20 protein-coding genes are annotated in these 21086 nt (G+C 62.6%); 11 read left to right on the top strand and 9 right to left on the bottom strand.

Features of this window, described 5'->3' with window-relative positions:
- The first annotated feature begins 8 nt into the window (after positions 1–8).
- The 3 genes from AC3RCP_RS06250 to AC3RCP_RS06240 all read left to right on the top strand — a co-directional run bounded on the left by AC3RCP_RS06250 (position 9) and on the right by AC3RCP_RS06240 (position 3248).
- Complete coding sequence (locus AC3RCP_RS06250) at positions 9–665, top strand: alginate O-acetyltransferase AlgF (RefSeq protein WP_053259711.1); 657 nt, start codon at positions 9–11, stop codon at positions 663–665.
- Positions 666–926: 261 nt separating this feature from the next.
- Positions 927–2378 (top strand): mannose-1-phosphate guanylyltransferase/mannose-6-phosphate isomerase, encoded by a 1452-nt coding sequence (locus tag AC3RCP_RS06245; RefSeq protein ID WP_007930049.1) that lies wholly within the window; start codon positions 927–929, stop codon positions 2376–2378.
- Between the two features lie 594 nt (positions 2379–2972).
- On the top strand, positions 2973–3248 hold the full coding sequence (locus AC3RCP_RS06240) for a short-chain dehydrogenase (protein WP_492569313.1): 276 nt from the start codon (positions 2973–2975) through the stop codon (positions 3246–3248).
- A gap of 90 nt (positions 3249–3338) precedes the next feature.
- Here AC3RCP_RS06240 and AC3RCP_RS06235 read toward each other — a convergent pair whose 3' ends face one another.
- The 4 genes from AC3RCP_RS06235 to AC3RCP_RS06220 form a co-directional block, all read right to left on the bottom strand.
- Positions 3339–3923, bottom strand: a complete 585-nt coding sequence (locus AC3RCP_RS06235; RefSeq protein WP_492569311.1) for a putative adenosine monophosphate-protein transferase Fic — start codon at positions 3921–3923, stop codon at positions 3339–3341.
- The gene (locus AC3RCP_RS06230; protein ID WP_492569310.1) at positions 3916–4395 is read right to left on the bottom strand and encodes a YhfG family protein; all 480 of its coding nucleotides are present in this window, start codon (positions 4393–4395) and stop codon (positions 3916–3918) included. The genes AC3RCP_RS06235 and AC3RCP_RS06230 overlap by 8 nt, the downstream gene beginning before the upstream one ends.
- Positions 4396–4599: 204 nt before the next feature.
- A complete protein-coding gene (locus tag AC3RCP_RS06225; protein ID WP_101336890.1) occupies positions 4600–5865 on the bottom strand; it encodes a type II toxin-antitoxin system HipA family toxin in 1266 nt (421 codons plus the stop codon).
- Complete coding sequence (locus AC3RCP_RS06220; protein ID WP_097135857.1) at positions 5862–6158, bottom strand: helix-turn-helix domain-containing protein; 297 nt, start codon at positions 6156–6158, stop codon at positions 5862–5864. The genes AC3RCP_RS06225 and AC3RCP_RS06220 overlap by 4 nt, the downstream gene beginning before the upstream one ends.
- A gap of 218 nt (positions 6159–6376) precedes the next feature.
- Between AC3RCP_RS06220 and AC3RCP_RS06215 the strand changes: the two genes are divergently transcribed.
- The 5 genes from AC3RCP_RS06215 (at position 6377) to AC3RCP_RS06195 (ending at position 11454) form a co-directional block, all read left to right on the top strand.
- Positions 6377–6841 (top strand): hypothetical protein, encoded by a 465-nt coding sequence (locus AC3RCP_RS06215; protein ID WP_009042259.1) that lies wholly within the window; start codon positions 6377–6379, stop codon positions 6839–6841.
- 36 nt (positions 6842–6877) lie between these two features.
- Positions 6878–7702, top strand: coding sequence for an SDR family oxidoreductase (locus AC3RCP_RS06210; protein WP_492569308.1), 825 nt, complete (start codon positions 6878–6880; stop codon positions 7700–7702).
- Between the two features lie 185 nt (positions 7703–7887).
- Positions 7888–8883, top strand: a complete 996-nt coding sequence (locus AC3RCP_RS06205; protein WP_492569306.1) for an SEL1-like repeat protein — start codon at positions 7888–7890, stop codon at positions 8881–8883.
- 233 nt (positions 8884–9116) lie between these two features.
- Positions 9117–10148 carry an SEL1-like repeat protein gene (locus AC3RCP_RS06200; RefSeq protein ID WP_101336887.1) on the top strand — a complete coding sequence of 344 codons (1032 nt, stop codon included), beginning with the start codon at positions 9117–9119 and terminating at the stop codon, positions 10146–10148.
- A gap of 280 nt (positions 10149–10428) precedes the next feature.
- A complete protein-coding gene (locus AC3RCP_RS06195; RefSeq protein WP_492569304.1) occupies positions 10429–11454 on the top strand; it encodes an SEL1-like repeat protein in 1026 nt (341 codons plus the stop codon).
- 108 nt (positions 11455–11562) lie between these two features.
- Here AC3RCP_RS06195 and AC3RCP_RS06190 read toward each other — a convergent pair whose 3' ends face one another.
- From AC3RCP_RS06190 to AC3RCP_RS06175, 4 genes are read right to left on the bottom strand one after another with little or no spacing between them, the layout of a single operon-like run.
- Positions 11563–12429: an efflux RND transporter periplasmic adaptor subunit gene (locus tag AC3RCP_RS06190; RefSeq protein ID WP_101336885.1), complete on the bottom strand. Its 867-nt coding sequence runs from the start codon at positions 12427–12429 to the stop codon at positions 11563–11565.
- 10 nt (positions 12430–12439) lie between these two features.
- Positions 12440–12640, bottom strand: a complete 201-nt coding sequence (locus tag AC3RCP_RS06185) for a DUF1656 domain-containing protein (RefSeq protein WP_007930063.1) — start codon at positions 12638–12640, stop codon at positions 12440–12442.
- Complete coding sequence (locus AC3RCP_RS06180) at positions 12630–14834, bottom strand: FUSC family protein (RefSeq protein ID WP_101336884.1); 2205 nt, start codon at positions 14832–14834, stop codon at positions 12630–12632. The genes AC3RCP_RS06185 and AC3RCP_RS06180 overlap by 11 nt, the downstream gene beginning before the upstream one ends.
- 52 nt (positions 14835–14886) lie before the next feature.
- Positions 14887–16398 carry an efflux transporter outer membrane subunit gene (locus tag AC3RCP_RS06175; protein WP_101336883.1) on the bottom strand — a complete coding sequence of 504 codons (1512 nt, stop codon included), beginning with the start codon at positions 16396–16398 and terminating at the stop codon, positions 14887–14889.
- Positions 16399–16660: 262 nt separating this feature from the next.
- On the opposite strand from AC3RCP_RS06175, the gene AC3RCP_RS06170 reads away from it, so the two are divergent.
- A complete protein-coding gene (locus tag AC3RCP_RS06170) occupies positions 16661–17629 on the top strand; it encodes a LysR family transcriptional regulator (protein ID WP_007930066.1) in 969 nt (322 codons plus the stop codon).
- Positions 17630–17859: 230 nt separating this feature from the next.
- Entirely contained in the window at positions 17860–18834 is a 975-nt protein-coding gene (locus AC3RCP_RS06165) for a 2-hydroxyacid dehydrogenase (protein WP_007930993.1), read from the top strand.
- Positions 18835–18922: 88 nt separating this feature from the next.
- Here AC3RCP_RS06165 and AC3RCP_RS06160 read toward each other — a convergent pair whose 3' ends face one another.
- Positions 18923–19888 (bottom strand): DMT family transporter, encoded by a 966-nt coding sequence (locus AC3RCP_RS06160; RefSeq protein ID WP_492569301.1) that lies wholly within the window; start codon positions 19886–19888, stop codon positions 18923–18925.
- A 260-nt stretch (positions 19889–20148) separates the two neighbouring features.
- On the opposite strand from AC3RCP_RS06160, the gene AC3RCP_RS06155 reads away from it, so the two are divergent.
- Entirely contained in the window at positions 20149–21024 is an 876-nt protein-coding gene (locus AC3RCP_RS06155; protein WP_087091298.1) for a helix-turn-helix domain-containing protein, read from the top strand.
- The last annotated feature ends 62 nt before the right edge of the window (positions 21025–21086 follow it).

The raw sequence follows: 21086 nt of genomic DNA, 5'->3' as shown, positions 1-21086 counted from the left end.
TGACACCCATGACTTTCACTATCACTCCGCGTCGTCTCGCCAAGGCAATCACACTGGCTGCCGGCATGAGCGTCCTGTCCCTGCCCGCCTTCGCCGGTGGCGACGCCGCGCTGTACGGCCCAACCGCACCCAAAGGCTCGTCCTTCGTGCGTATCTACAACGCCAGCAACCAGGAAGTCAGCGCCACCGTCGGCAGCACCAGCCTCAGCGACGTCGCGCCGCTGGCCAGCAGTGACTTCAGCTTCATGCCCGGCGGCGACTACACCGCCAAGGTCGGCAGCCAGAGCGTGCCGGTGAAACTCGCCGCCGACCACTATTACACCCTGGTCAACAACGCCAGCGGCCAGCCACAACTGATCGAAGAACCGCCGTTCAAGAACAAGCAGAAGTCCCTGGTCCGGGTGCAGAACCTGAGCGACAAGGCCCTGACCCTGAAGACCGCCGACGGCAAGACCGACGTGGTCCAGTCGGTGGCCGCCAAGGGCCGTGGCGAACGAGAAATCAACCCGGTGAAAGTCAGCTTCGCGCTGTACGAGGGCGAGAAAAAAGTCAGCGACCTCAAGCCGGTCGCCCTGGAGCGCGGCGAAGCCGCGGTGCTCTACGTCACCGGCAACGGCAGCAGCCTGTCGCCAGTCTGGGTCAAGCGCCCGGTCTCGACACGCTGATGAATCGATCGGGCAGGTGAAGGCCATTTCTGTAGCCGCTGGCGAAGCCTGCGATCGGTTGCGCAGCAATCGTGAAAACGGCTCACGCGGTCTTTCAGCAAGACCGTAGCGCCTGAATCACGACCGCTTCGCGATCGTTCGCAGCCTGACGGCAGCGGCTACAGGGATCGGCATACACCGCCCGGCAAGCAACAAAAACAAGAGAGTGAAACGACAGAACGCAGTAGCTCTAACCCAAACGATTTTTGAAGGAGTAACAACATGATTCCGGTGATCTTGTCAGGTGGTAGTGGCTCACGTCTTTGGCCGCTTTCGCGTAAGCAATTCCCTAAACAGTTCCTCGCCCTGACCGGCGAACACACCCTGTTCCAGCAAACCCTCGAGCGCCTGGTGTTCGAAGGCATGGACACACCGATCGTGGTCTGCAACAAGGACCACCGCTTCATCGTCAACGAGCAGCTGGCGGCGCGCAAACTCGAAGCGCAGCGCATCCTGATGGAGCCGTTCGGCCGCAACACCGCGCCGGCCGTGGCCCTGACCGCGATGATGCTGGTCAACGAAGGTCGCGACGAGCTGATGCTGGTGCTGCCGGCCGACCACGTGCTGGAAGACCAGAAGGCCCTGCAACGCGCCCTGGCCCTGGCCACCGTGGCCGCCGAGCGTGGCGAGATGGTGCTGTTCGGCGTGCCGGCGACCAAGCCGGAAACCGGTTATGGCTACATCAAGTCGACCAACGATGCGCTGCTGCCGGAAGGCGTGAGCCGCGTCTCGCACTTCGTCGAGAAACCCGACGTCAAGCGTGCCGCCGAGTTCGTCGAGGCCGGCGGCTACTTCTGGAACAGCGGCATGTTCCTGTTCCGCGCCAGCCGCTTCCTCGAAGAGCTGAAAAAGCACGACCCGGACATCTACGACACCTGCCTGCTGACCCTGGAACGCAGCGCCCAGGACGCCGACACCGTGGACGTCGACCCGGCCACCTTCGCCTGCTGCCCGGACAACTCCATCGACTACGCGGTGATGGAAAAGACCCAGCGCGCCTGCGTGGTGCCGCTGAGCGCCGGCTGGAGCGACGTGGGCTGCTGGTCGTCGCTGTGGGACGTGCATGAAAAGGACGTCAACGGCAACGTCAGCAAGGGCGACGTGGTGATCCAGGACAGCCGCAACTGCATGATCCACGGCAACGGCAAGCTGGTGTCGGTGATCGGCCTGGAAAACATCGTGGTCGTGGAAACCAAGGACGCCATGATGATCGCCCACAAGGACAAGGTCCAAGGCGTTAAACAGATGGTCAACACCCTCAACGAACAGGGCCGCAGCGAAACCCAGAACCACTGCGAGGTCTACCGTCCGTGGGGCTCCTACGACTCGGTGGACATGGGCGGGCGCTTCCAGGTCAAGCACATCTCGGTCAAGCCGGGCGCTTGCCTGTCCCTGCAGATGCACCACCACCGCGCCGAACACTGGATCGTGGTCAGCGGCACCGCCGAAGTCACCTGCGACGAGAACGTGTTCCTGCTCACCGAAAACCAGTCCACCTACATCCCGATCGCCTCGGTGCACCGCCTGCGCAACCCGGGCAAGATCCCGCTGGAGATCATCGAAGTGCAATCGGGCAGCTACCTGGGCGAAGACGACATCGAACGCTTCGAAGACATCTACGGCCGCTCCACCCCGGTGGAACGCGGTATCTCGGTGAAAACCATCGCCCAGTAATCACAGCGACAAGTTTCAAGCGGCAAGCTGCAAGTAAAAGCAGGGAGTCGTTGCCAGCAAGTCCTTGCCCCCCGTCCGACCGACTGCGTTCCCTATCCGCAGGCGGTTGGGCGGGGGATTTTTTATGTCCGCGCGCCTGAACGAGGACCTCCTGTAGCCGCTGCCGCAGGCTGCCATAAGACCTGTAGCCGCTGCCGAGCCCGCGAGGCTGCGAAAGGACCGAAGGTCCTCCGGCGCCCTCAAGATCCTGCGCCCGGTTGCGGTCGATCGCAGCCTGCGGCAGCGGCTACAGGTGGTAGCGTCAGGGTACAAATATCGGGTTGACCACCTATTCATCGCTCCCTATCCTCGCGCCTGTCACGACTCATTCGTGATCGGGTTTGACGGCTCGGTAACACTTTCAGGACGCATGGTTCCTCGACTCTGCTTGCGCTCTTCTGCGCTCGCAAAAAAAGTCTTATGGCAACTGTGCGTGGGGCATCTTCGGATGCGCCGGGTTCCTGAAACCGGTCCGTCAACCTGCGTACAGTTGCCACCCAATTCGTTTGACGGCGATTCCTGTGGCAGCTCTCTTTATTTCAGGAGCAACACACCATGACGGACCGCATCGCGCTAACCAGCAACGAATCCTCCACCCCTACCCTGTTCATCGACACTCGAGCCCCATTGGACGAACTCCATGCCAGCGCTGCCTACCGCATCCTCGCAGTGACCCAGCTGATGGAAAGCATCGTCCATCTGGACAGCCGCCATGCCGACGCTACCGACCTGACACAGATCGCCCACGCCAGCGCCATTCTGTTGCGTGACGGCTGTGATCTATTGGATGTGCTGGGGCGACGTATTAATGGCAGTCCATACCTAAGCTAAAACTAGCCATTGATCGTTCCCACACTTCAGCATCGAAGGTGTGGGAACGATCTATATAGTCGTTTTTTCAAGCTAAGAGAGGGCTTACTGTTACGAAGTTACGATACGTTTAAATATTTCCGCCATGGGAGCGTAGTTCACATTGACCCCATCAATATTAGCTTTAAGCCATTCGCTTTGACTGACATCTTCCCAGTCGAGTTCGTAACCCGCCGATAACGCAAGGTGCTCAAAGAAAATCCGCTGAACTCTGCCATTGCCTTCGCGAAACGGATGAATCATATTCAGTTCGCAATAGAACTCTGCCAACCTCTCACAAAACTCGTTTTTCGCAAGTCCGCTCAGCCATTTATTTTCTTGAAGAGCGGAAAAAATCTTGAGTGCTTCAGCTTCAATTCTTCCACAAGTACAGAAACGGGTTCCTCCCTTGGAGATATCGACATTTCTTATCTCTCCTGCCCATGTATAAAGCGCGGAAAACAACTGTCGATGCAGTAGCTTGAAATTCTCCAAGCTGTAGGGGGGAGCAACATACTCAACCCCATCAAGCGTAACCGCAGTAATTTCCCTCTCTGCCGCTTCAAGGGCTTCCATATCCTGGATATTCAGCTTGTTTTTAAGCACCGACGACTTGGGATAGCAGTAATGATCATTAGACGCGTCATACTTATCCATTCAAATGCCTTCCATGTTTGGCCAAGAGTTTTTCCAAAGAGGTTTTTTCTTCAAAAACAGGTATGTCTATACCTTCCAGCTTTGAGCTACTTATAAAGTTCTTATGTTTCTTTTTTTCGAAACGCTTATACGGGTCGAATTCAAGGCGGGCGGAGCATGTCGACAAAACATGTAGCGCCGCCTTGAGTTCCGTCCAATTTCTTGCTGTTATTTTAAAACCGATTTTTTTTGAAAATTCAGCCCGGACAGCCGAATATGGCATTGCATCACAAACACAACTTTCACAGTCGTCACTCACCCCTTCCAGGGCGTTGAGGGACTGTAGCTTAAGAAGTAACGAGCTCCATCCATTAGCCCCCAACTTTAAGTAAAGTTGGGCCTCGACAAAGCGTTTTATTTCAAGAAATTTTCCCAGCGTCTTTAGATCGCTAACATGTGTAGTTTTCAAAATCTGCTGCAGTGATACGTCCATCATTCGACCCCATGACCTTTGCCAAAGCCTGAAAATTATACACCCCCATGGGTCGCCATCGCGGGCACGCCGCGCGCCTCCCAAGGCGCTCCCGGAGAACTGGGCCAAGCGCCCCTTGAGCCTTCCCATACCGCCCCTCAAATCTGAGGAGTATCACAATACTTGCCCTAGCCTGGGGGGGCATCTTTTCATCAGGTTTTATTTTTAAAGATGCACATGTACATCCTCGAGCGTCTCGAAGATCTCTTTCCCATCGGCGGCCAGTATATTCAGTTCGCCAAACACCGTTTCCCAGTTGCCCAGCGCTTCCAGCGTCTGATCGATGTAGTCGTCAGGCTTGAGAAACTTGTAGTCCGCACACAAACGCCTGATCGCCTTTCTGGAGGGGCGCCCCTGGCCGTCGAACGCGGTGGTGTGTTCTCCCATGCCGGTGGAGAAGGTAAGGTCGTACGCGGGCGCGAGAACCCATTGCCCCTCCAGGCCGTCCTGCCCCTCTTCGTACAGAAAGGCAAAGTTCTTCGCGTGATCGTCGTAGTTGTGGGCCAGGCCGTTGAACACCATGAGCCGGGCCATTTTCTCCACTTCCTTGGCGCTCTTGGTCAGCGCGAAAGTCAGCCTCAGCAAGTCCTTGTAGTCCAGGCATGGAATTCTGAAGTCCGCATGCAGAATCCCGGCAGCGGTCATCATGTGGACTTTCCGGTTGTGCTGTCGATCAAAGCGTCGAGTCGCAAAGAAGCGCTCGTTCCATCCCTGCTCCGAGGGCACTGTGATCAGTTCGCAATGGGCCATATCAACCCCGGCCGTGCGGGCCATGCGGGCATAGGCACATTCAATTGCGCCCATCGACCACGGCTCCTGAAGGGCTCTGAATTTCACGATCCAGTGCGCATAGCCCTCAGGCAAGGGTTCAAAGGCGGAAACCACATGGGACAGATCCTCCGAAAACGCAACGGCTGCCTTGGGACGCGCGCCCCCCGGTGAGCCACCGGCAATCCGCAGAGCCTTCAGGACCTCAACCGTCTCCCCCACCTGGACCTGGATCGAAGCCTCATACAACGCTGAAAGACTGATGGGCTCCCGAGCCACTTTTTCCGACATGGGGTAGTACTCGAGGGCGCCCATCCCCCGGTTGCCGATGTAGGCAAGCCGGTCGAGCTGAGTCAGGCCATGGGTGACCCGCGCTCCATACTCCGCAGTAAAAAAACGCCCCATCAGCAGCAACCCCCAACCGTCGGGAAGGGAATCGGCAAAGGCCCCATGGATACCGAGAAACAGATGGGTATCGGGCTGCTGCGGCTTCTCGTCGAAGGTCAGTTGGGGGGATAGGTTGAAACCCTGGGTCAACCAGTCCTTGGCGTAGGTGAAGTAGGTACCTTGGCGGTTCCAGCTAAGCAGCCCCACCTGCCGGCCATGCATGAAGACCCCCAACGCCTCGATCGGCTTGTATTTCTTGATGCCTGGTTCAGTCATCGGGTTCCCCTTTGGCGTTTTGAGTTTTGCAACTCAAACAGCGTGTTCGGTGAAGGTGGCTTGAACAGTTTGAGCATCGGATCGAGTTCATCCAAAGCTGCCGCGATCAGCACCATCGATTCGAGGGAAATTGCCCCATGCAGCTCGAAGCGCTTGATCGTCGAAGCGGGTACCCCGGATTTCTCGGCCAGGGTTCTGCGCGACAGGTTTTTTGACAATCTGAGGGCCTGTGCGTTTTTTCCGATCTCGGCCGTGATCTCGGACGGTGTGTACATAAAACGGGTAAGCGACATAACGCTGCGTCTGCCTCCGGCCTGCTGATTATGAATCAATCATATGGACAACATAGGATCCATTATAGTAAAAAATTAACAATAAGAGACCCTATATTACCCATAACAAAAATATTGGCTACGAGGCATTGAGTAAAACGTAGCCAAGGCATCATCCATCGCCAACCCCACCTACGCTTAGGTAGGATGACTGCTCTATTTCCCCCGAGGTTCTCCTCATGTTCATCGGCGTTCTGCTGGTTATCACCTGGCTGATCCTGCTGGTCCGTTACCCCGCCAAGGCCTTGCCGGTGTCCATGGCCGCCGCTGTCGGGCTGGGCCTGGTGGCGGTGTGGGTGGTCTGGCTGGACAACCGCGAAGCCCAGCAACTGGCGCGCCTGGAATTGCGCATCAGTTATGCCCCCGAGCATTGCCCGGCGGATCGCCCGCTGCTGCTGAAGATGAACAACGGCAACGATGTGCCACTGACCGAACTGCGCTGGCGCGTCGCCGCCTACGCCCCGGGCGACACCGTGAACCTGGCCGACAACCAGTACAGCGCCCCGCGTTATCGCGGCCCCGGCGAGTTGCAGGCCGGCGCCAACTGGGAAGACTGCCTGCCCCTGCCGCCGCTGCGCCCCGGCTACCGCCCGCAAACCCTGGAGTTTCGCGCCGAACGCTTGCAGGGCAGTTTCTCCGACTGATTCCCCCCTTCCCTCTTTTTGTACAAGGACCGCGCCATGCCCGTTGCGCTGATCACCGGTTGTTCCAGCGGCATCGGCCGCGCCCTGGCGGATGCTTTCAAGGCCGCCGGTTTCACCGTCCTGCCCACCGCCCGCAGGGCCGAGGACGTGGCCATGCTGCGAGCCGCGGGTTTTGACGCGGTGCAACTGGACGTCAACGACGGCCCGGCGCTCACCGCCCTGGGCGAACGCATCAACCAGCAATATGGCGGCCTCGACCTGCTGATCAACAACGCCGGCTACGGCGCCATGGGCCCGCTGCTCGATGGCGGTGTCGAGGCCATGCAGCGGCAGTTCGAAACCAATGTGTTCGCCCTGGTCGGCGTGACCCGGGCCGTGTTCCCGGTACTGCGCCGCAGCCGCGGGCTGGTGGTGAATATCGGCAGTGTGTCGGGCGTCCTGGTGACGCCTTTTGCCGGTGCCTACTGCGCCTCCAAGGCGGCGGTGCATGCCTTGAGCGATGCGCTGCGCATGGAACTGGCGCCGTTCGGCATCCGGGTGATGGAGGTCCAGCCCGGGGCTATCGCTTCGAGCTTTGCCAAGAATGCCGGGCACGAAGCCGAACAGCTGTTGACCGAACGATCGCCCTGGTGGCCATTGCGCGAAGGCATCCGCGCACGGGCCAGGGCCTCCCAGGACCACCCGACGCCCACCGGCGAATTTGCCGCCAGGCTGCTCAAGGCCGTGCAGCAGGACAAACCGCCACGCCTGGTTCGGATCGGTAATGGCAGTCGGGCGTTGCCCTTGATGGCCAGTCTGTTGCCCAAGGGTCTGCTGGAGAAGGCGCTGATGAAGCGTTTTGGCCTGGGCGCAAAACTGTAACGGCCGATCACCGGCAGCGGAACGTCTTTTAGTCGCCTAGGTTGTACCCTCTCCCAATCCCAGTAGAATGCGCGCACTCGAGGCTCCCAGGGCCTCGATCAGGCCGCATGGATCGCTGGCGAACCGCTGAAACTCCCCCCTCTTCCATGCTCGCCGTCACTCAATCGTCGATCAGGGAATATCCATTGAAACCTCAACACTTGCTGCCGCTGGTACTGGCCACCGCGCTTATCGGCTGCGCGCCATCGCCAGACGAGGAGCTGAACGCCACCCTGCCCCAGCTCAGCCTCAAGGAGCTGTTGCCGCCAGCCGTCGCCAACGAGTACTGCAACCCCAAGCTGGACAGCGATCTGCTGTATGGCATCGGCTACCAGCTGTACAACGACGACAAACCCGAGCAGGCGCGCAGTTGCCTGATCATGGCCGCGCCCACCCACGACCGGGCCCTGTGCTACCTGGCGAGCATCGCGGAACAGGACAGCAGCAAGGACAGCGCCGAGCGCGACCGCGAAGCCTTCGGCTACATGGCCTATTCCGCAGTGAAGAACGACTCCTGCGCCGAGTTCGGCATGTTCCAGAACTTCACCTACGGCATGCGCGGGCAGGCCCCGGACAGCGACCTGGGCCTGCGCTGGCTGGAGCGCTCCGCGCGCCATGGCGATGCGGACGCGCAACAGACCCTGGTGCGCCTGCACAGCAACAAGAACAATCTGCCGCTGGCCTACAGCTGGGCCAGGGTCCTGGATGACAGCGCACAGATCGACGCCTTGAAACAACGGATGAACCCGCAGCAAATCAGCGAAGGCGAACAGGGCTTCGAGCAACTGGGCAAGATCGTCACCAGCAAGGACGCGGTGCGCAAAGAGGCCCGCGAGGAGAACATCGCGGTGTACTCGGCGAACATCCATATGGAATACCCCGAGACCTTCAAGGGCCTCTCGGTGGCCGAGCGTCATACCCTCATGGAGCAGGCCGTGGCCACGGTGAGCGGCCGTCCCGAGTTCAGCACCCGTGGCCAGCTGTACGCTTATGTGATCATCGCGCGGCAGGCGCAATTGAAGCAGGCCGGCGTCGATGTGCTGCAGAACCCGCAGATCGTGGAACTGCTCAACGATAAAGAGCTGGAAGTGAGTGAGGCAGTGAAGAAAGCCGACGTGATCCTCGGCCAGGCCGTCCTGTAACAGCGGGAACACCGCCGGCCGCGCCTACAGGGGCCTTATACATGGCCGCTGTCTTGTAGGTGCCGGCTCCTGCAAGGGGGCGGGGTCAGGTTGTTCACCCAGGCAATCCCAGTAGAATGCCCGCACTCCAATCGCAAGGAAGCGGTACCTCAAGCACGGAACGGCTGCATCCCGCCCCTGCTCATGCCCTCTTGGCGTCCTCACTTTTACGATTGAACCTCAGGGACTCTCCATTGAAATCTCGTAGCCTGCTGCCCTTGGCTATCTTCACTCTGCTGCTGGGCTGCAATGCCTCGTCACCGGACGAAAAACTCAATAATTCCCTGCCGGACTTGAGCCTCGAACAGATCCTGCCCAAGGTCGAGGCCAACCAGTACTGCACACCGGAGATGGACAGCGAATTGCTGCTCGGCCTCGGCATCCGCCTGATCGATGAGGACGAGGTACTGTATGGCGCAGGCCGTACCTTGCTGGCGAGCAAGGAAATAAAAATGGCCCGCAGCTGCCTGATCATGGCCGCCCCCCGCTACACCACGAGCTTGTGCATCCTGGGCAGCATTGTCGGCGCCAGGCAAAACGACTACGACAAAAGCGAAGCCTTCAACTATATCGCCTACGCCGCCAAGCACAATGAATCCTGCGCGGAAGCAGGCCTGTACGACATCTACAGCGTTGGCAAGCTGGGCCATCCACCGAACAAGGAATTGGCCATGGGCTGGCTTGAGCGCGCCGCTCGGCACGGCGACCAGGAGTCGCAACAGGACATGGTGCGCTGGAGCAGCGAACAGGACAATTTCCCGGTGGCCTATGCCTGGGCCAGGGTCCTGAATGAGGCAAAAACAATCGAGGCAGTGAAGCGCAAAATGAGCCCTCGGCAAATGGCCGAGGGCGAGCAGCACTACACCCAGCTGCTCAGCCAACTCACCCCCGAAAAGGATATTGAGCAGGCGCTGCGCAAGGACCTCATCGCCCTGAGCTCAGGGGATCTGTACTACAGCCACCCGGAGGTATTCGAGGGCATGTCCCCTATGCAACGGCATGCTTTCGTGGCCCAGTTGGTGGACATGCTGGACCTCTACCCGAAGTTCCACACGCGCGGCCAAGTGGTGGCCTACGCCTTGATTTCCCGCCTTGTGCAAAGTACCGGGCCGGCCGTGGACCTGTGGCAGGACCCGGCACTGCATGCCTTGCTGGTCAATGATGACCTGAGCGTGGAAGACACCGTGGCCAAGGCCAAAACCATCCTGGCCAAGCGCAAGCAATAGCTTGAGAGGCTGGCGCTAGTTCTTTTGAAGCGCCGCCGAGGTGTCGCGTGCGCAAGGCCCAAGAGCCCTTTGCCGTTGCCAAACAGATGCTGCGGTTTCGGTTGTGCCCCCTCGCAATCCCAGTAGAATGCGCGCCTCTTGAGCGCTTGCGCTCAACACAGCATGGAATCGCTGGCGTCGACACTGAAAGCACGGAACTGCTCAAGCTCCCCCCTCTCCCGTCCTGTCCCTGCTGCATTCCATGCGCCTCTTCATTCAATCGCAGATCAGGGAATGTCCATTGAAATTGTTCAACGTGCTGCCACTGGCATTGGCTGTCTTGCTGGCGGCTTGCGCCACCACGGCTCCAGAAAAAACCGAGCCGAAAGTCCCCGAACTGAATGACACCCTGCCCAAGCTGACGCTGGAAAGCGTCTTGCCCAAGGTCAGCGCCAACGAGTACTGCAACCCGGCCATGGACGCCGATGTGCTGTACGGCGCCGGTTACAAACTCTACGAGGCCGAGGACTACACGAACGCCAAGAGCTGCTTCGCCATGGCCGCGCCGAACTACACCCGGGCGTTCTGCTACCTGTCCACCAGCACCGATCAGGAAACGGACAGACCCAAGGCCGAGCGCGACCGCGAGTCCTTCAACTACATCGCCTACTCGGCGTCGCAGAACGATTGGTGCGCCGAGTACGGCATGTACGCCACCTACTGGTTCGGCGACAAGGACATCCCCCAGGACCGGCAGCTGGCGGTGCGCTGGCTGGAGCGCTCGGCGCTGCACGGCAACCCGGAGCCGCAGCAGAGCCTGGCCGACGCAGCCGAAGAGTCTGGCGACCTGGTGAAGGCCTATGCCTGGCTGAAGGTCATCGATAACACCGAAGACACCAGCCAGCTGGATGCCTTGAAAGGCAAGATGAGCCCGGAGCAACTGGCCGAAGGCGAACAACGCTTCAGCGAGCTGAAGGCGCGCGTGACCAGCAAGCAGGTGATGTACGACGAGGCGCGAGCTGAGGAGGTGGCCATTTTCTCGGCCGAGATCCATTTCGATATCCCCGACCTGTTCAAGGGCATGACGACGGCCGAGCGCCAGGCCTTTGTCAAAACGGCCATCGCCAAGGCCCGGGACAGCGGCAAGTTCAAACTGCATTACGCGGTGACCCAGTACATCATCGTCTCGCGGCTGGCCCAGCAGCGTTACCCCAGTGTCGACGTGCTGCAGAACCCAAAGCTGGTGGTCGCCATCAACCACGTTGACGACGGCTTGGAGGCTACGGCGAAGAAGTCCCTGGCGATCATGCAGAAAAGCTACAAGTAACCCTCGCTCTCCAGCTCGATAGCGCCTGGTCGCCCGCCGGCTCCCGCAATATGTCGCGGGAGCCGGTTCTCCAGAGATGCCGCCCAGGCACGCCCGGCAGCGGCCCGATCACTGCGCATCCCCACCCTCCTTCACCACCACCGTGCAGGTAATCCCCGCCGCCAGCAGCACGCCTTCCGGCACCTCGTCGATATGGATGCGCACCGGCACGCGCTGGGCCAGGCGCACCCAGTTGAAGGTCGGGTTGACGTCGGCGATCAGCTCGCGGCTTTCCGGGTTGTCGCGGTCGTAGATGCCGCGGGAAATACTCTCCACATGGCCCTTGAGCACCTCGCCGCTCATCAGCTGCATCTCGGCCTTATCGCCGACACGCACATGGGGCAGCTTGGTTTCCTCGAAGAAGCCGTAGACCCAGAACGAATGCCTGTCGACCACCGCCATCTTCGGTTCGCCGATGCGCGCGTAGTCGCCGCGGTGCACGTTGAGGTTGGTCACGTAGCCATCGACCGCGGCGCGTACCTGGGTGCGCTTGAGGTTGAGCTCGGCGGCCTCCAGTTGCGCCTGGGCCTGCTGGTAGTCGGCCAGGGCCGAGTCGGCGATGTTGCTGGCGTCGTCGCGGTTCTCCTTGGAGATCACCAGGTTGTCCAGGTCGGCGCGGCGGTGGGCGTTGACCTTGCGCATCTCCCAGGTGGCCTTTCTCGAAGCCACCAGCGACTGCGCCTGCTTGACCGCGATCCGGTAGTGCTCGGGGTCGATCTGCATCAGCAGGTCGCCCTTTTTCACCAGCTGGTTGTCGCGCACCGGCACGTCCACCACTTCCCCAGTGACGTCGGCGGCGACGTTGATGATATCGGCGCGCACCCGGCCGTCGCGGGTCCACGGCGTGTTCATGTAATGCACCCACAGGGTGCGGCCGATCCACAGGGCCAGGGCCAGCACCAGCAGGGTCGCGAGCAGGCTGAAAAACTTTTTCATCAAAGGACTCTCAACGGTAGACAGTCAGCGCCATGGCGCCGAACAGACAGCAGAACAGGCTCAGGCGCAGCAGCGCCGGGTGCCAGAAAAAACGGTACAGGTCATAACCCGAGATGAAGCGGTCCAGGGCCCAGGCCAGGGCCGCGGCAATGAAGAACATCAGGGTCATGGTCGGCATGTACACGCCGTGGAAGGCGATTTCACGAGGCATGTTCAAGTCCTTGGGTCGGGGCCTGTACGGGCTGTGCGGCGTAGGCGGCCAGCGGCGATTGCGGGTCGAGCAATGAGCTGCGGATGAAGTGCAGGTAGCTCTTCACCCGGCGCAAGACCGAAGTATCGAAGTGCGGGGCGAAGGGTTCGTCGCTGGCCTGGACCCGGCCGATCGCGTGATCGACCGCGACCAGCGCGCGCGCAAGGTTGCTCTGGCCCGGTTGCAGGAACAGCCGTACCAGCGAACGGCCCATGACCCGGATCGCCTGGCGCCACGGCTGGGATTCGGCATAGGCCGGGTGCACCGGGAGGATCGCCTGCTCCTTGCGCAGCTCGATGATCGCGTGGCCCACCTCCAGCACCACGAACATCCAGCGCAGCAGCTCGCGCTGCACCTGCGGCTGCCCCGCCGCCAGGCCATAGGCCTGGTGCAGCAGGTCGCGGGTGCGGCTTTCGAAGCTCGACGCCAGGCCCTTGAGCTTGCCGCTGATGGCGTATACCACTTGGCCGCGCAGGTCCTGCTCCAGGCGGCGCCACAGCCAGCGGCTGTTGGGCGGCAGGATGATCGCCCCGGCGGCGGCGCAGACCAGCATGCCCATGACCATGGCGATGTAGTCGTTGATGAAGGCGTAGGGGTTGTAGACGGTCAGGTTGTCCGGCACCGAACCGGTGCTGAAGAAGATCAGCAGCCCCAGGCCGACCCCGGCGTACTGCGGGCGGGAAGCGAGGAACGAGCCGAGCACGATCACCGGCGCCAGCATCACGCACAGCAGTGGAAAACCGTCGATCCAGGGGAACACGAAGAACATCTCGACGAAGCCGACCACGGCCCCGATCAAGGTGCCGCAGGCCATCTGGAAGGCCATGCGTTTCGGGTTCGGCGTGGCGGCCGAGAGGCCGACGGTGGCCGCCGCGATCAGGGTCATGGTGGCGCCGCTGGGCCAGGCGGTGGCGACCCAGTAGCTGCCGAGCACGATCAGGATGAACGAGGCGCGAATCCCCGAGGCGGCCGAGGCCAGCCAGTTGGTCTGCGGGGTGAAGGGCTCGTCCCAGCGCTCGCGCTCATGGCTGTGTTCGGCCAGGGACGCGTGGGTCTGGGCATAGCTGTGCAGCTCGTCGACGAAGCGATAGAGCAGCTCATAGGCGGTGTGGAAATCCAGTTGCTCGGCATCGCTCGGTTCGTGCTCCTGGAACAGCGCGCGCATGCTGCGCACCCGCGTCGGCAGCTCGGCCTTGTAGCTCGCCAGCTGCTCGGCCAGGCGCGCGGCATCGGGGCTGGTCAGGGCGCGGCCGGAGAAACCGTCCAGCAGTTCGGCGAGGTCCTGCAACCCCGGTTTGGTCGCCGCCAGCACATACTCGGCGGCGCTGCTGCGCAGGCGTTCGAGCAACTGGTGCAGGGCGTTGAAACGGGTGGTGATGCCCATGAACTCGCTGTTCAAACGGCTCAGGCGACCGTTGCGCCGACGCATGTGCGGGTCTTCGAAGACGGTGACGCTGCGCAGGCCTTCCAGGCCCACCGCCTCGGCGATGAAACGCACGTTGCCGCTCTCGAACGCGTCGCGCTGGCTGCGGCCGCGCAAACCGTCGGTGACGAACAGGGCGAACACCCCAAAGCGCTGGTACAAGGCGTTGCGCATCGCCGCGCTGGCGGTCTGCGGCAGGATCGCGGCGCTGACCAGGGTCGAGCAGAGAATCCCCAGGGAGATTTCCAGCACCCGCCATACCGCCGCCATAAAGGCCCCGTCCGGATGGGCCAGGGCCGGCAAGCCGACCATCGCCGCGGTGTAGCCGGCCAGCACGAAACCGTAGGCGCGGAAGTTGCGATAACGCGCGGCGCCGGCCGAGCAGATGCCGACCCAGATCGCCAGCGAACCGAGGAACAGTTCGGTGTTCTGGGCGAACAGGGCGATCAGCGCCACCATCACCGCCGACCCGGCCAGGGTGCCGAGAAACCGATAGAAGCTCTTGGCGAACACCTGGCCGCTCTGCGGCTGCATGACGATGAACACGGTGATCATTGCCGTGCGCGGTTGCGGCAACTCCAGGCGCATGGCCAGCCACAGGGTGAGGAACGCGGCGGCCAGGACCTTGAAGATATAGACCCAGGTCACGCCGTCGCTGCGTGCCCAGTCGAAGAAACCCCGGCGCCATTCAAGGGAGTACAGCCAGCGCAAGGGAGCAGGCAAGGGAGTCATGGGGGCTTACTCGGTGATCAGCACTTGGTGGTCGGCTTTTAATGGTCAGCTTTTAATGGTCAAAGATGGCCAGCGCCGCCGGAGTCTTGCTCGGTTGGGTCCGGCTGTCCTCGGGCACATCGCGCCCCGCCTCCAGGCCGCCGCCCAGGGCCGTCACCAGCTCGGCATGGGCGCTCAGGCGCGCGGCCTGGACCTGCTGCTGGATCTGCTGCTGGTGGAACAGCATGCCCTGGGCATTGAGCACATTGAGGTAGTCGGTGAGGCCGCGCTGGAAGGCGACCATGGCGATGTCGTAGGTCTTCTGCGCCGACGCCACCGACTCGGCGGCGAACTCGGCCTGCTTGTCCATGGACTCGCGGCGGATCAGCTGGTCGGAGATGTTCTTCAGGGCGTTGACCAGGGTCTGGTTGTAGTGGGCCACGGCGATGTCATAACCGGCCGCGGCCTCGCCCAGCTCGGCGCGCAGGCGGCCGCCGTCGAAGATCGGCAGGCTGATGGCCGGACCGACGTTGTAGTTGAGCTTCTTGCCGGTGAGGAACTCCAGCGCCCCGCCACCGGTGGCCATGTAGCCGAGGCTGCCCACCAGGTCGACGTTGGGGTAGAAGCCGGCGTGGGCGACATCGATGCCGCGGGCCTGGGCCGCCACCTGCCAACGGCTGGCGACCACGTCCGGGCGCTGGCCGAGCAGTTCGGCGGGCAGGGCCGACGGCAGTTTCAGCGGCGCGGCCAGGGACAGGCTCGGCCGTTGCAACTGCGCGCCCGCCCCCGGTCCCTTGCCGGCCAGGGCGGCGATCTGGTTGCGGCCCAGGGCGATTTCTTCGTCCAGGGCGTCCAGCTGGCGATGGGTTTCCGGCAGCGGAGTCTGCGCCTGGCTGACTTCGAAGTGGGTGCCGATGCCGCCGGCCAGGCGCTTTTGCGCCAGTTCGAGGATCTGTTCCTGCTGCTTCAGGGTGGCGAGGACGATGTCGCGCTGGGCGTATTGCAGCGACATCTGGATATAGGCGCGCACGACATTGTTCTGCAGTTCCAGCTGGGCCAGGCGCGCCTCGGCGGCGCTCATGTGCGCCAGGTCCACGGCACGCTCGCTGGCATTGCTTTCCCGGCCCCAGAGGTCGAGGGCGTAGCTGAAGCCGAGCGCGGCGTTGTTGTCCCAGGTGGTGCTGTTGGCCAGTTCGCCCGGGCCGTAGAACTGATCGGTGGGCCAGTTGTGGCGCTTGAGGGTAGCGTCGCCCTTGATCTGCAGCGACTCGGCCGACTCGGCGATGCCGGCCATGGCACGCGCCTGGCGCACCCGGGCGGCGGCCATGGCCATGCTCGGGCTGCCCTGCACGGCCAGGCTCACCCAGTGGTTCAGCTGCGCATCGCCATAGGCCTGCCACCATTGGGCGGCGGGCCAGCGGGCGTCGCGCGCGGCGCTCTGGATCGCCTCGTCGGTGGCCAGTGTATTGGCCGGTAGTGCCTTGCCCTGCGGGGCAATGCCCCCGGTTCCGATGCAGCCGCTGATTGCTAACGATAAAGCCCAAACACTGAGAGTCTTCAGCTCTCTGCTGATGCGACGCGGCACTGCTGCGAATTCCTGAAATAGGGAGAAGGCGGATCCCTGTAGGAGCGAGCGTGCTCGCGAGACGGTGTCACTGAGCCACCGCATTGCACGGGCTCCGGCAGCCGGCCCCTACAGATCGGCGCAATTCTAGGCGGCGGGCTTTACGGCGATAAGCTGGGATTCCTGTGAATCTTTATTACCGTTCGCGCGATAATCCCTTGGTGCAATAGCCAACAATCTGTTACTTCGTGTCACAATTTGCCATCTCCCCAGAGAGCACCCCATGGACACTTTGCAAAACATGCGTGCCTTCAGCTGTGTCGCCGAAGCCGGCAGCTTCACCGCTGCCGCCGTCCAGCTCGACACCACCACGGCGAATGTCTCGCGCGCGGTCTCCAATCTGGAGGCCCATCTGCAAACCCGCTTGCTCAACCGCACCACTCGCCGCATCGCGCTCACGGAGGCCGGCAAGCGCTACCTGCTGCGCTGCGAGCAGATCCTGGCCTACGTCGAAGAAGCCGAGGCCGAGGCCAGCGATGCCCACGCGCGGCCGTCGGGGCAGTTGAAAGTGCACACCATGACCGGCATCGGCCAGCACTATGTGATCGACGCCATCGCCCGTTACCGCAAGTCGCACCCGGACGTGACCTTCGACCTGACCCTGGCCAACCGCGTGCCGGACCTGCTGGACGAGGGTTACGACGTGTCCATCGTGCTGGCCAGCGAGCTGCCGGACTCGGGTTTCGTCTCCCAACGCCTGGGCATCACCTACAGCATCGTCTGCGCCTCGCCGGCCTACGTGAAAGCCAACGGCTGCCCGAGCAGCCCCAGCGACCTGTCGAACCATGCCTGCCTGCGCCTGGTGAGCCCGGTGATCGCCCTGGACAAATGGCTGTTCGACGGCCCCGAGGGCCAGGAAGGGGTCACCCTCAACGGCTCGCCGTTCCTGGTGAACTCCGCCGACGCGCTGAAAACCGCGATCACCAGCGGCATGGGCCTGGGCGTGCTGCCGGTGTACGCGGCCATCGAGGGCCTGCGCAACGGCACCCTGGTGCGGGTCATGCCCAAATACCGCTCCCAGGAGCTGAACCTGTACGCCATCTACCCGTCGCGCCAGTACCTGGACGCCAAGATCAAGACCTGGGTCGAGTACCTGCGCAACACCCTGCCGGAGATTCTCGCCGCCCATCAGGCGGAGCTGACGGCCTATGAACTGAGCGGCGGACTCAGCGGCGTGCGCCTGGCCCCTTGATCGGGGCTTTCTCATGTATCCCCCTGTAGCCGCTGCCGCAGGCTGCGAAAGGTCCGCAGGACCTCCTGCGGCTGCTGGAACGTCACGGCCGTGCCGGCCGATCGCAGCCTGCGGCAGCGGCTACATTCGCAGAATCATCCGGCCCTGACCGCCTGCGCAGCCGCTACAAAAAGCCCGTGGGGAATGTTAGCTTGCTTGGCATTCTCCTCTGCCTGACGAGCTTTCCCGCGATGAAAAAGACCGTACTTGCCTTCAGCCGCATCACCCCGGACATGATCGAGCGCCTGCGCCAGGACTTCGAGGTGATAGTGCCCAACCCCAAGCAGGGCGATATCGGCGCGCAATTCAACGAAGCCCTGCCCCACGCCCACGGCCTGATCGGCGTCGGTCGCAAGCTGGGCCGCGCGCAGCTGGAAAACGCCAGCCGGCTGGAAGTGGTCTCCAGCGTCTCGGTGGGCTACGACAACTATGACCTGGCCTACTTCAACGAACGCGGGATCATGCTCACCAACACCCCGGACGTGCTCACCGAAAGCACCGCCGACCTGGCCTTCGCCCTGCTGATGAGCAGCGCCCGGCGCGTCGCCGAACTGGACGCCTGGACCAAGGCCGGGCAATGGCAGGCCAGCGTCGGCGCACCGCTGTTCGGTTGCGATGTGCATGGCAAGACCCTGGGGATTGTCGGCATGGGCAACATCGGCGCGGCCATCGCCCGACGCGGTCGCCTGGGCTTCAACATGCCGGTGATCTACAGCGGCAACAGCCGCAAGCCCGCGCTGGAACAGGAGCTGGGCGCGCAGTTGCGTAGCCTCGAGCAGTTGCTGGCCGAAGCGGATTTCGTCTGCCTGGTGGTGCCGTTGAGTGAAAAGACCAAGCACCTGATCAGCCACCGCGAACTGGCGCTGATGAAGCCGGGCGCGATCCTGGTGAATATCTCCCGCGGCCCGGTGGTGGACGAGCCGGCGCTGATCGAAGCCCTGCAGAACGGCACCATTCGCGGCGCCGGCCTGGACGTCTACGAGAAGGAACCGCTGGCCGAGTCGCCGCTGTTCCAGCTGAAAAACGCCGTGACCCTGCCGCATATCGGCTCGGCCACCCATGAAACCCGCGACGCCATGGCCAACCGCGCCCTGGCCAACCTGCGCAGCGCCCTGCTCGGCGAGCGTCCGCAAGACCTGGTCAACCCGCAGGTGTGGAAAGGCTGAAACCACTGCCTATCACCACCTGTAGCCGCTGCCGAGCCTGCGAGGCTGCGAAAAGGTCCGCAGGACCTTCAGCGATAGACCTGCAGAATCAGGTCGCCTGGTTTTGCGACGGCTGCGCCGCCGTTCGCAGCCTCGCAGGCTCGGCAGCGACTACAGATTCAAATCCGGATGCAGATGCAGGCACAAGTCTGGGCTTGCGGAACACCAGCACGTTGCCCAGCATCACCAGGACCAGCCCGGCCAGCGCCGGGGCGGTCCACTGGTAACCTTCGGCAAAGGCCGAGACATTCAGCGCCACCACCGGGAACAGCACGGTGCAGTAGGCCGCCCGCTCCGGGCCCATGCGGCCGACCAGGGTCAGATAGGCGGTGAAGCCGATCACCGATCCCGGGATCACCAGATACAACAGCGAGCCGATGTAGCGCGCGTTCCACTCCATATCGAAAGGGATGCCCTTGACCAGGCAATAGCCCGCCAGCATCGCCGCGCCATAGGCCATGCCCCAGGCGTTGGTGGTCAGCGGCCTGAGGCCGGCTTTCTGCTGCAGGCTGGACAGCATGTTGCCCGCCGAGAAACACAAGGTGCCCAACAGCGCCAGGCCCAGGCCGAGCAGGGTTTGCGGGCTGGCGCTATGCCCCGCCAGTTCCGGCCAGAACAGCAGGCCCAGCCCCAGCAGCCCCAACGCCCCGCCCAGCAGTACGTTGCGGGCGATCTTCTGGGCGAAGAACACCCGGGCATTCAGGGCGTTCCACAGGGTCGCCGTGGAAAACACCACCGCCACCAGGCCGCTGGGAATCCACTGGCTGGCGTGCAGGAAACACATGAAGTTGATACAGAACAGGCACAGCCCCTGGGCCAGGCAGATCAGGTGCCCGCGGCGGTTCATCACCTGCAGCTTGCGGCTGAGCAGCAGCATGACGAACAGCACCAGGGCCGCCAGGGCGAAGCGATAGACGATGGACACCGGAATCGCCACCACCCCCAACTGCCACTTGAGGGCAATCCAGGTGGTGCCCCAGATCAGGACGGTGAGCAGATAAAGCGAGAGGTTCATGGCGCGGGACTCCTGTGCAGGGCAACCCAGTCTCAGGCCATTGCCTGCCCGGGCGCTTGCATAAACTTGCGCTTTTGTCGGTTGCCGGGCTGGCAGCGCGCCGCCCACGGAGTAGGATGCAGAACATCGTGTAGCCGCTGCCGACAGGCTGCGATCGGCTCCGCAGGAGACGTGCCCTTGAGATCGCTGAAGGCCTTCGGCCTTATCGCAGCCTATCGGCAGCGGCTACAGAATGCCGTTCAATTTCAGACCTGACCGCCATGCCCGCACTGGAAACCCTGCAAGTCTTTCAAGCCCTGAACCGCTCGCCCAATGCTCGCCTGGAGCACAGCGCCGAGCTCGGTGACGGCCTGGCCGCAGCCTTGTGGAGCAACCATCACGACGCCCAGGACTACGAAGCGCCGAGCCATCACACCCTGTCGTGCTACATCGCCGGCGGCACCGGGACCTTTCGCCGCGGCCAGCCGGGGACCAAGGGCGGCCCGGACAAGCTGTGCATCCTGCCCGCCGAGCACCAGTCAGCCTGGGTGATCAACGGCGGGATCCGCCTGGCCCACCTGTATTTCAGCCCGGAACAATTCGCCCTGGGCTGCGTGACCCTGCTGGACCGCGAACCCCGCGAGCTGCAATTGCAGGAAACCACCTTCCTCGACGACCCGCAGCAGGCCAGGCGCTTTCGGCAACTGATCCAGCTGAACTGGGACGAGCCCGGCGAGCGCCTGCTGACCAGCAGCCTGGCCCACGAGATGCTCAGCCACGCCCTGCTGACCCAGGTCGGCCAGCGCCAGGGCCTGCGCCTCAAGGGCGGGCTGGCGGCGCACCAGCGCCGGCAACTGGTGGAATACATCGACAGCCAGCTGGCCGAGCCGATCAGCCTGGGCCAACTGGCCGCGCGCTGCGCCTTGTCGGAATACCACTTCGCACGGATGTTCCGCGCAAGCTTCGGCCTGCCGCCCCATCAATACCTGCTGGCGCGACGCCTGAAACATGCCCGCGACCTGCTGCGCGGCACCCGCCTGCCCCTGGGCGAGATTGCCCTGGCCTGCGGCTTCGCCAGCGCCAGCCACTTCACCAACCGCTTTCGCCAGGCCCTGGGCGGCACGCCCGGAGAATATCGCCAGGCGTTTCTCGGCTGACGGCGAGTGATCGGCAGGCGTACCGCGTCGCACCTTTTCGCGGGCAAGCCTCGCTCCTACGA

This window comes from Pseudomonas sp. GW822-FHT05A08, from assembly GCF_058800485.1.
Note: the sequence above shows the minus strand (reverse complement) of the source record. Positions and strands in the feature narration are given on the sequence as shown.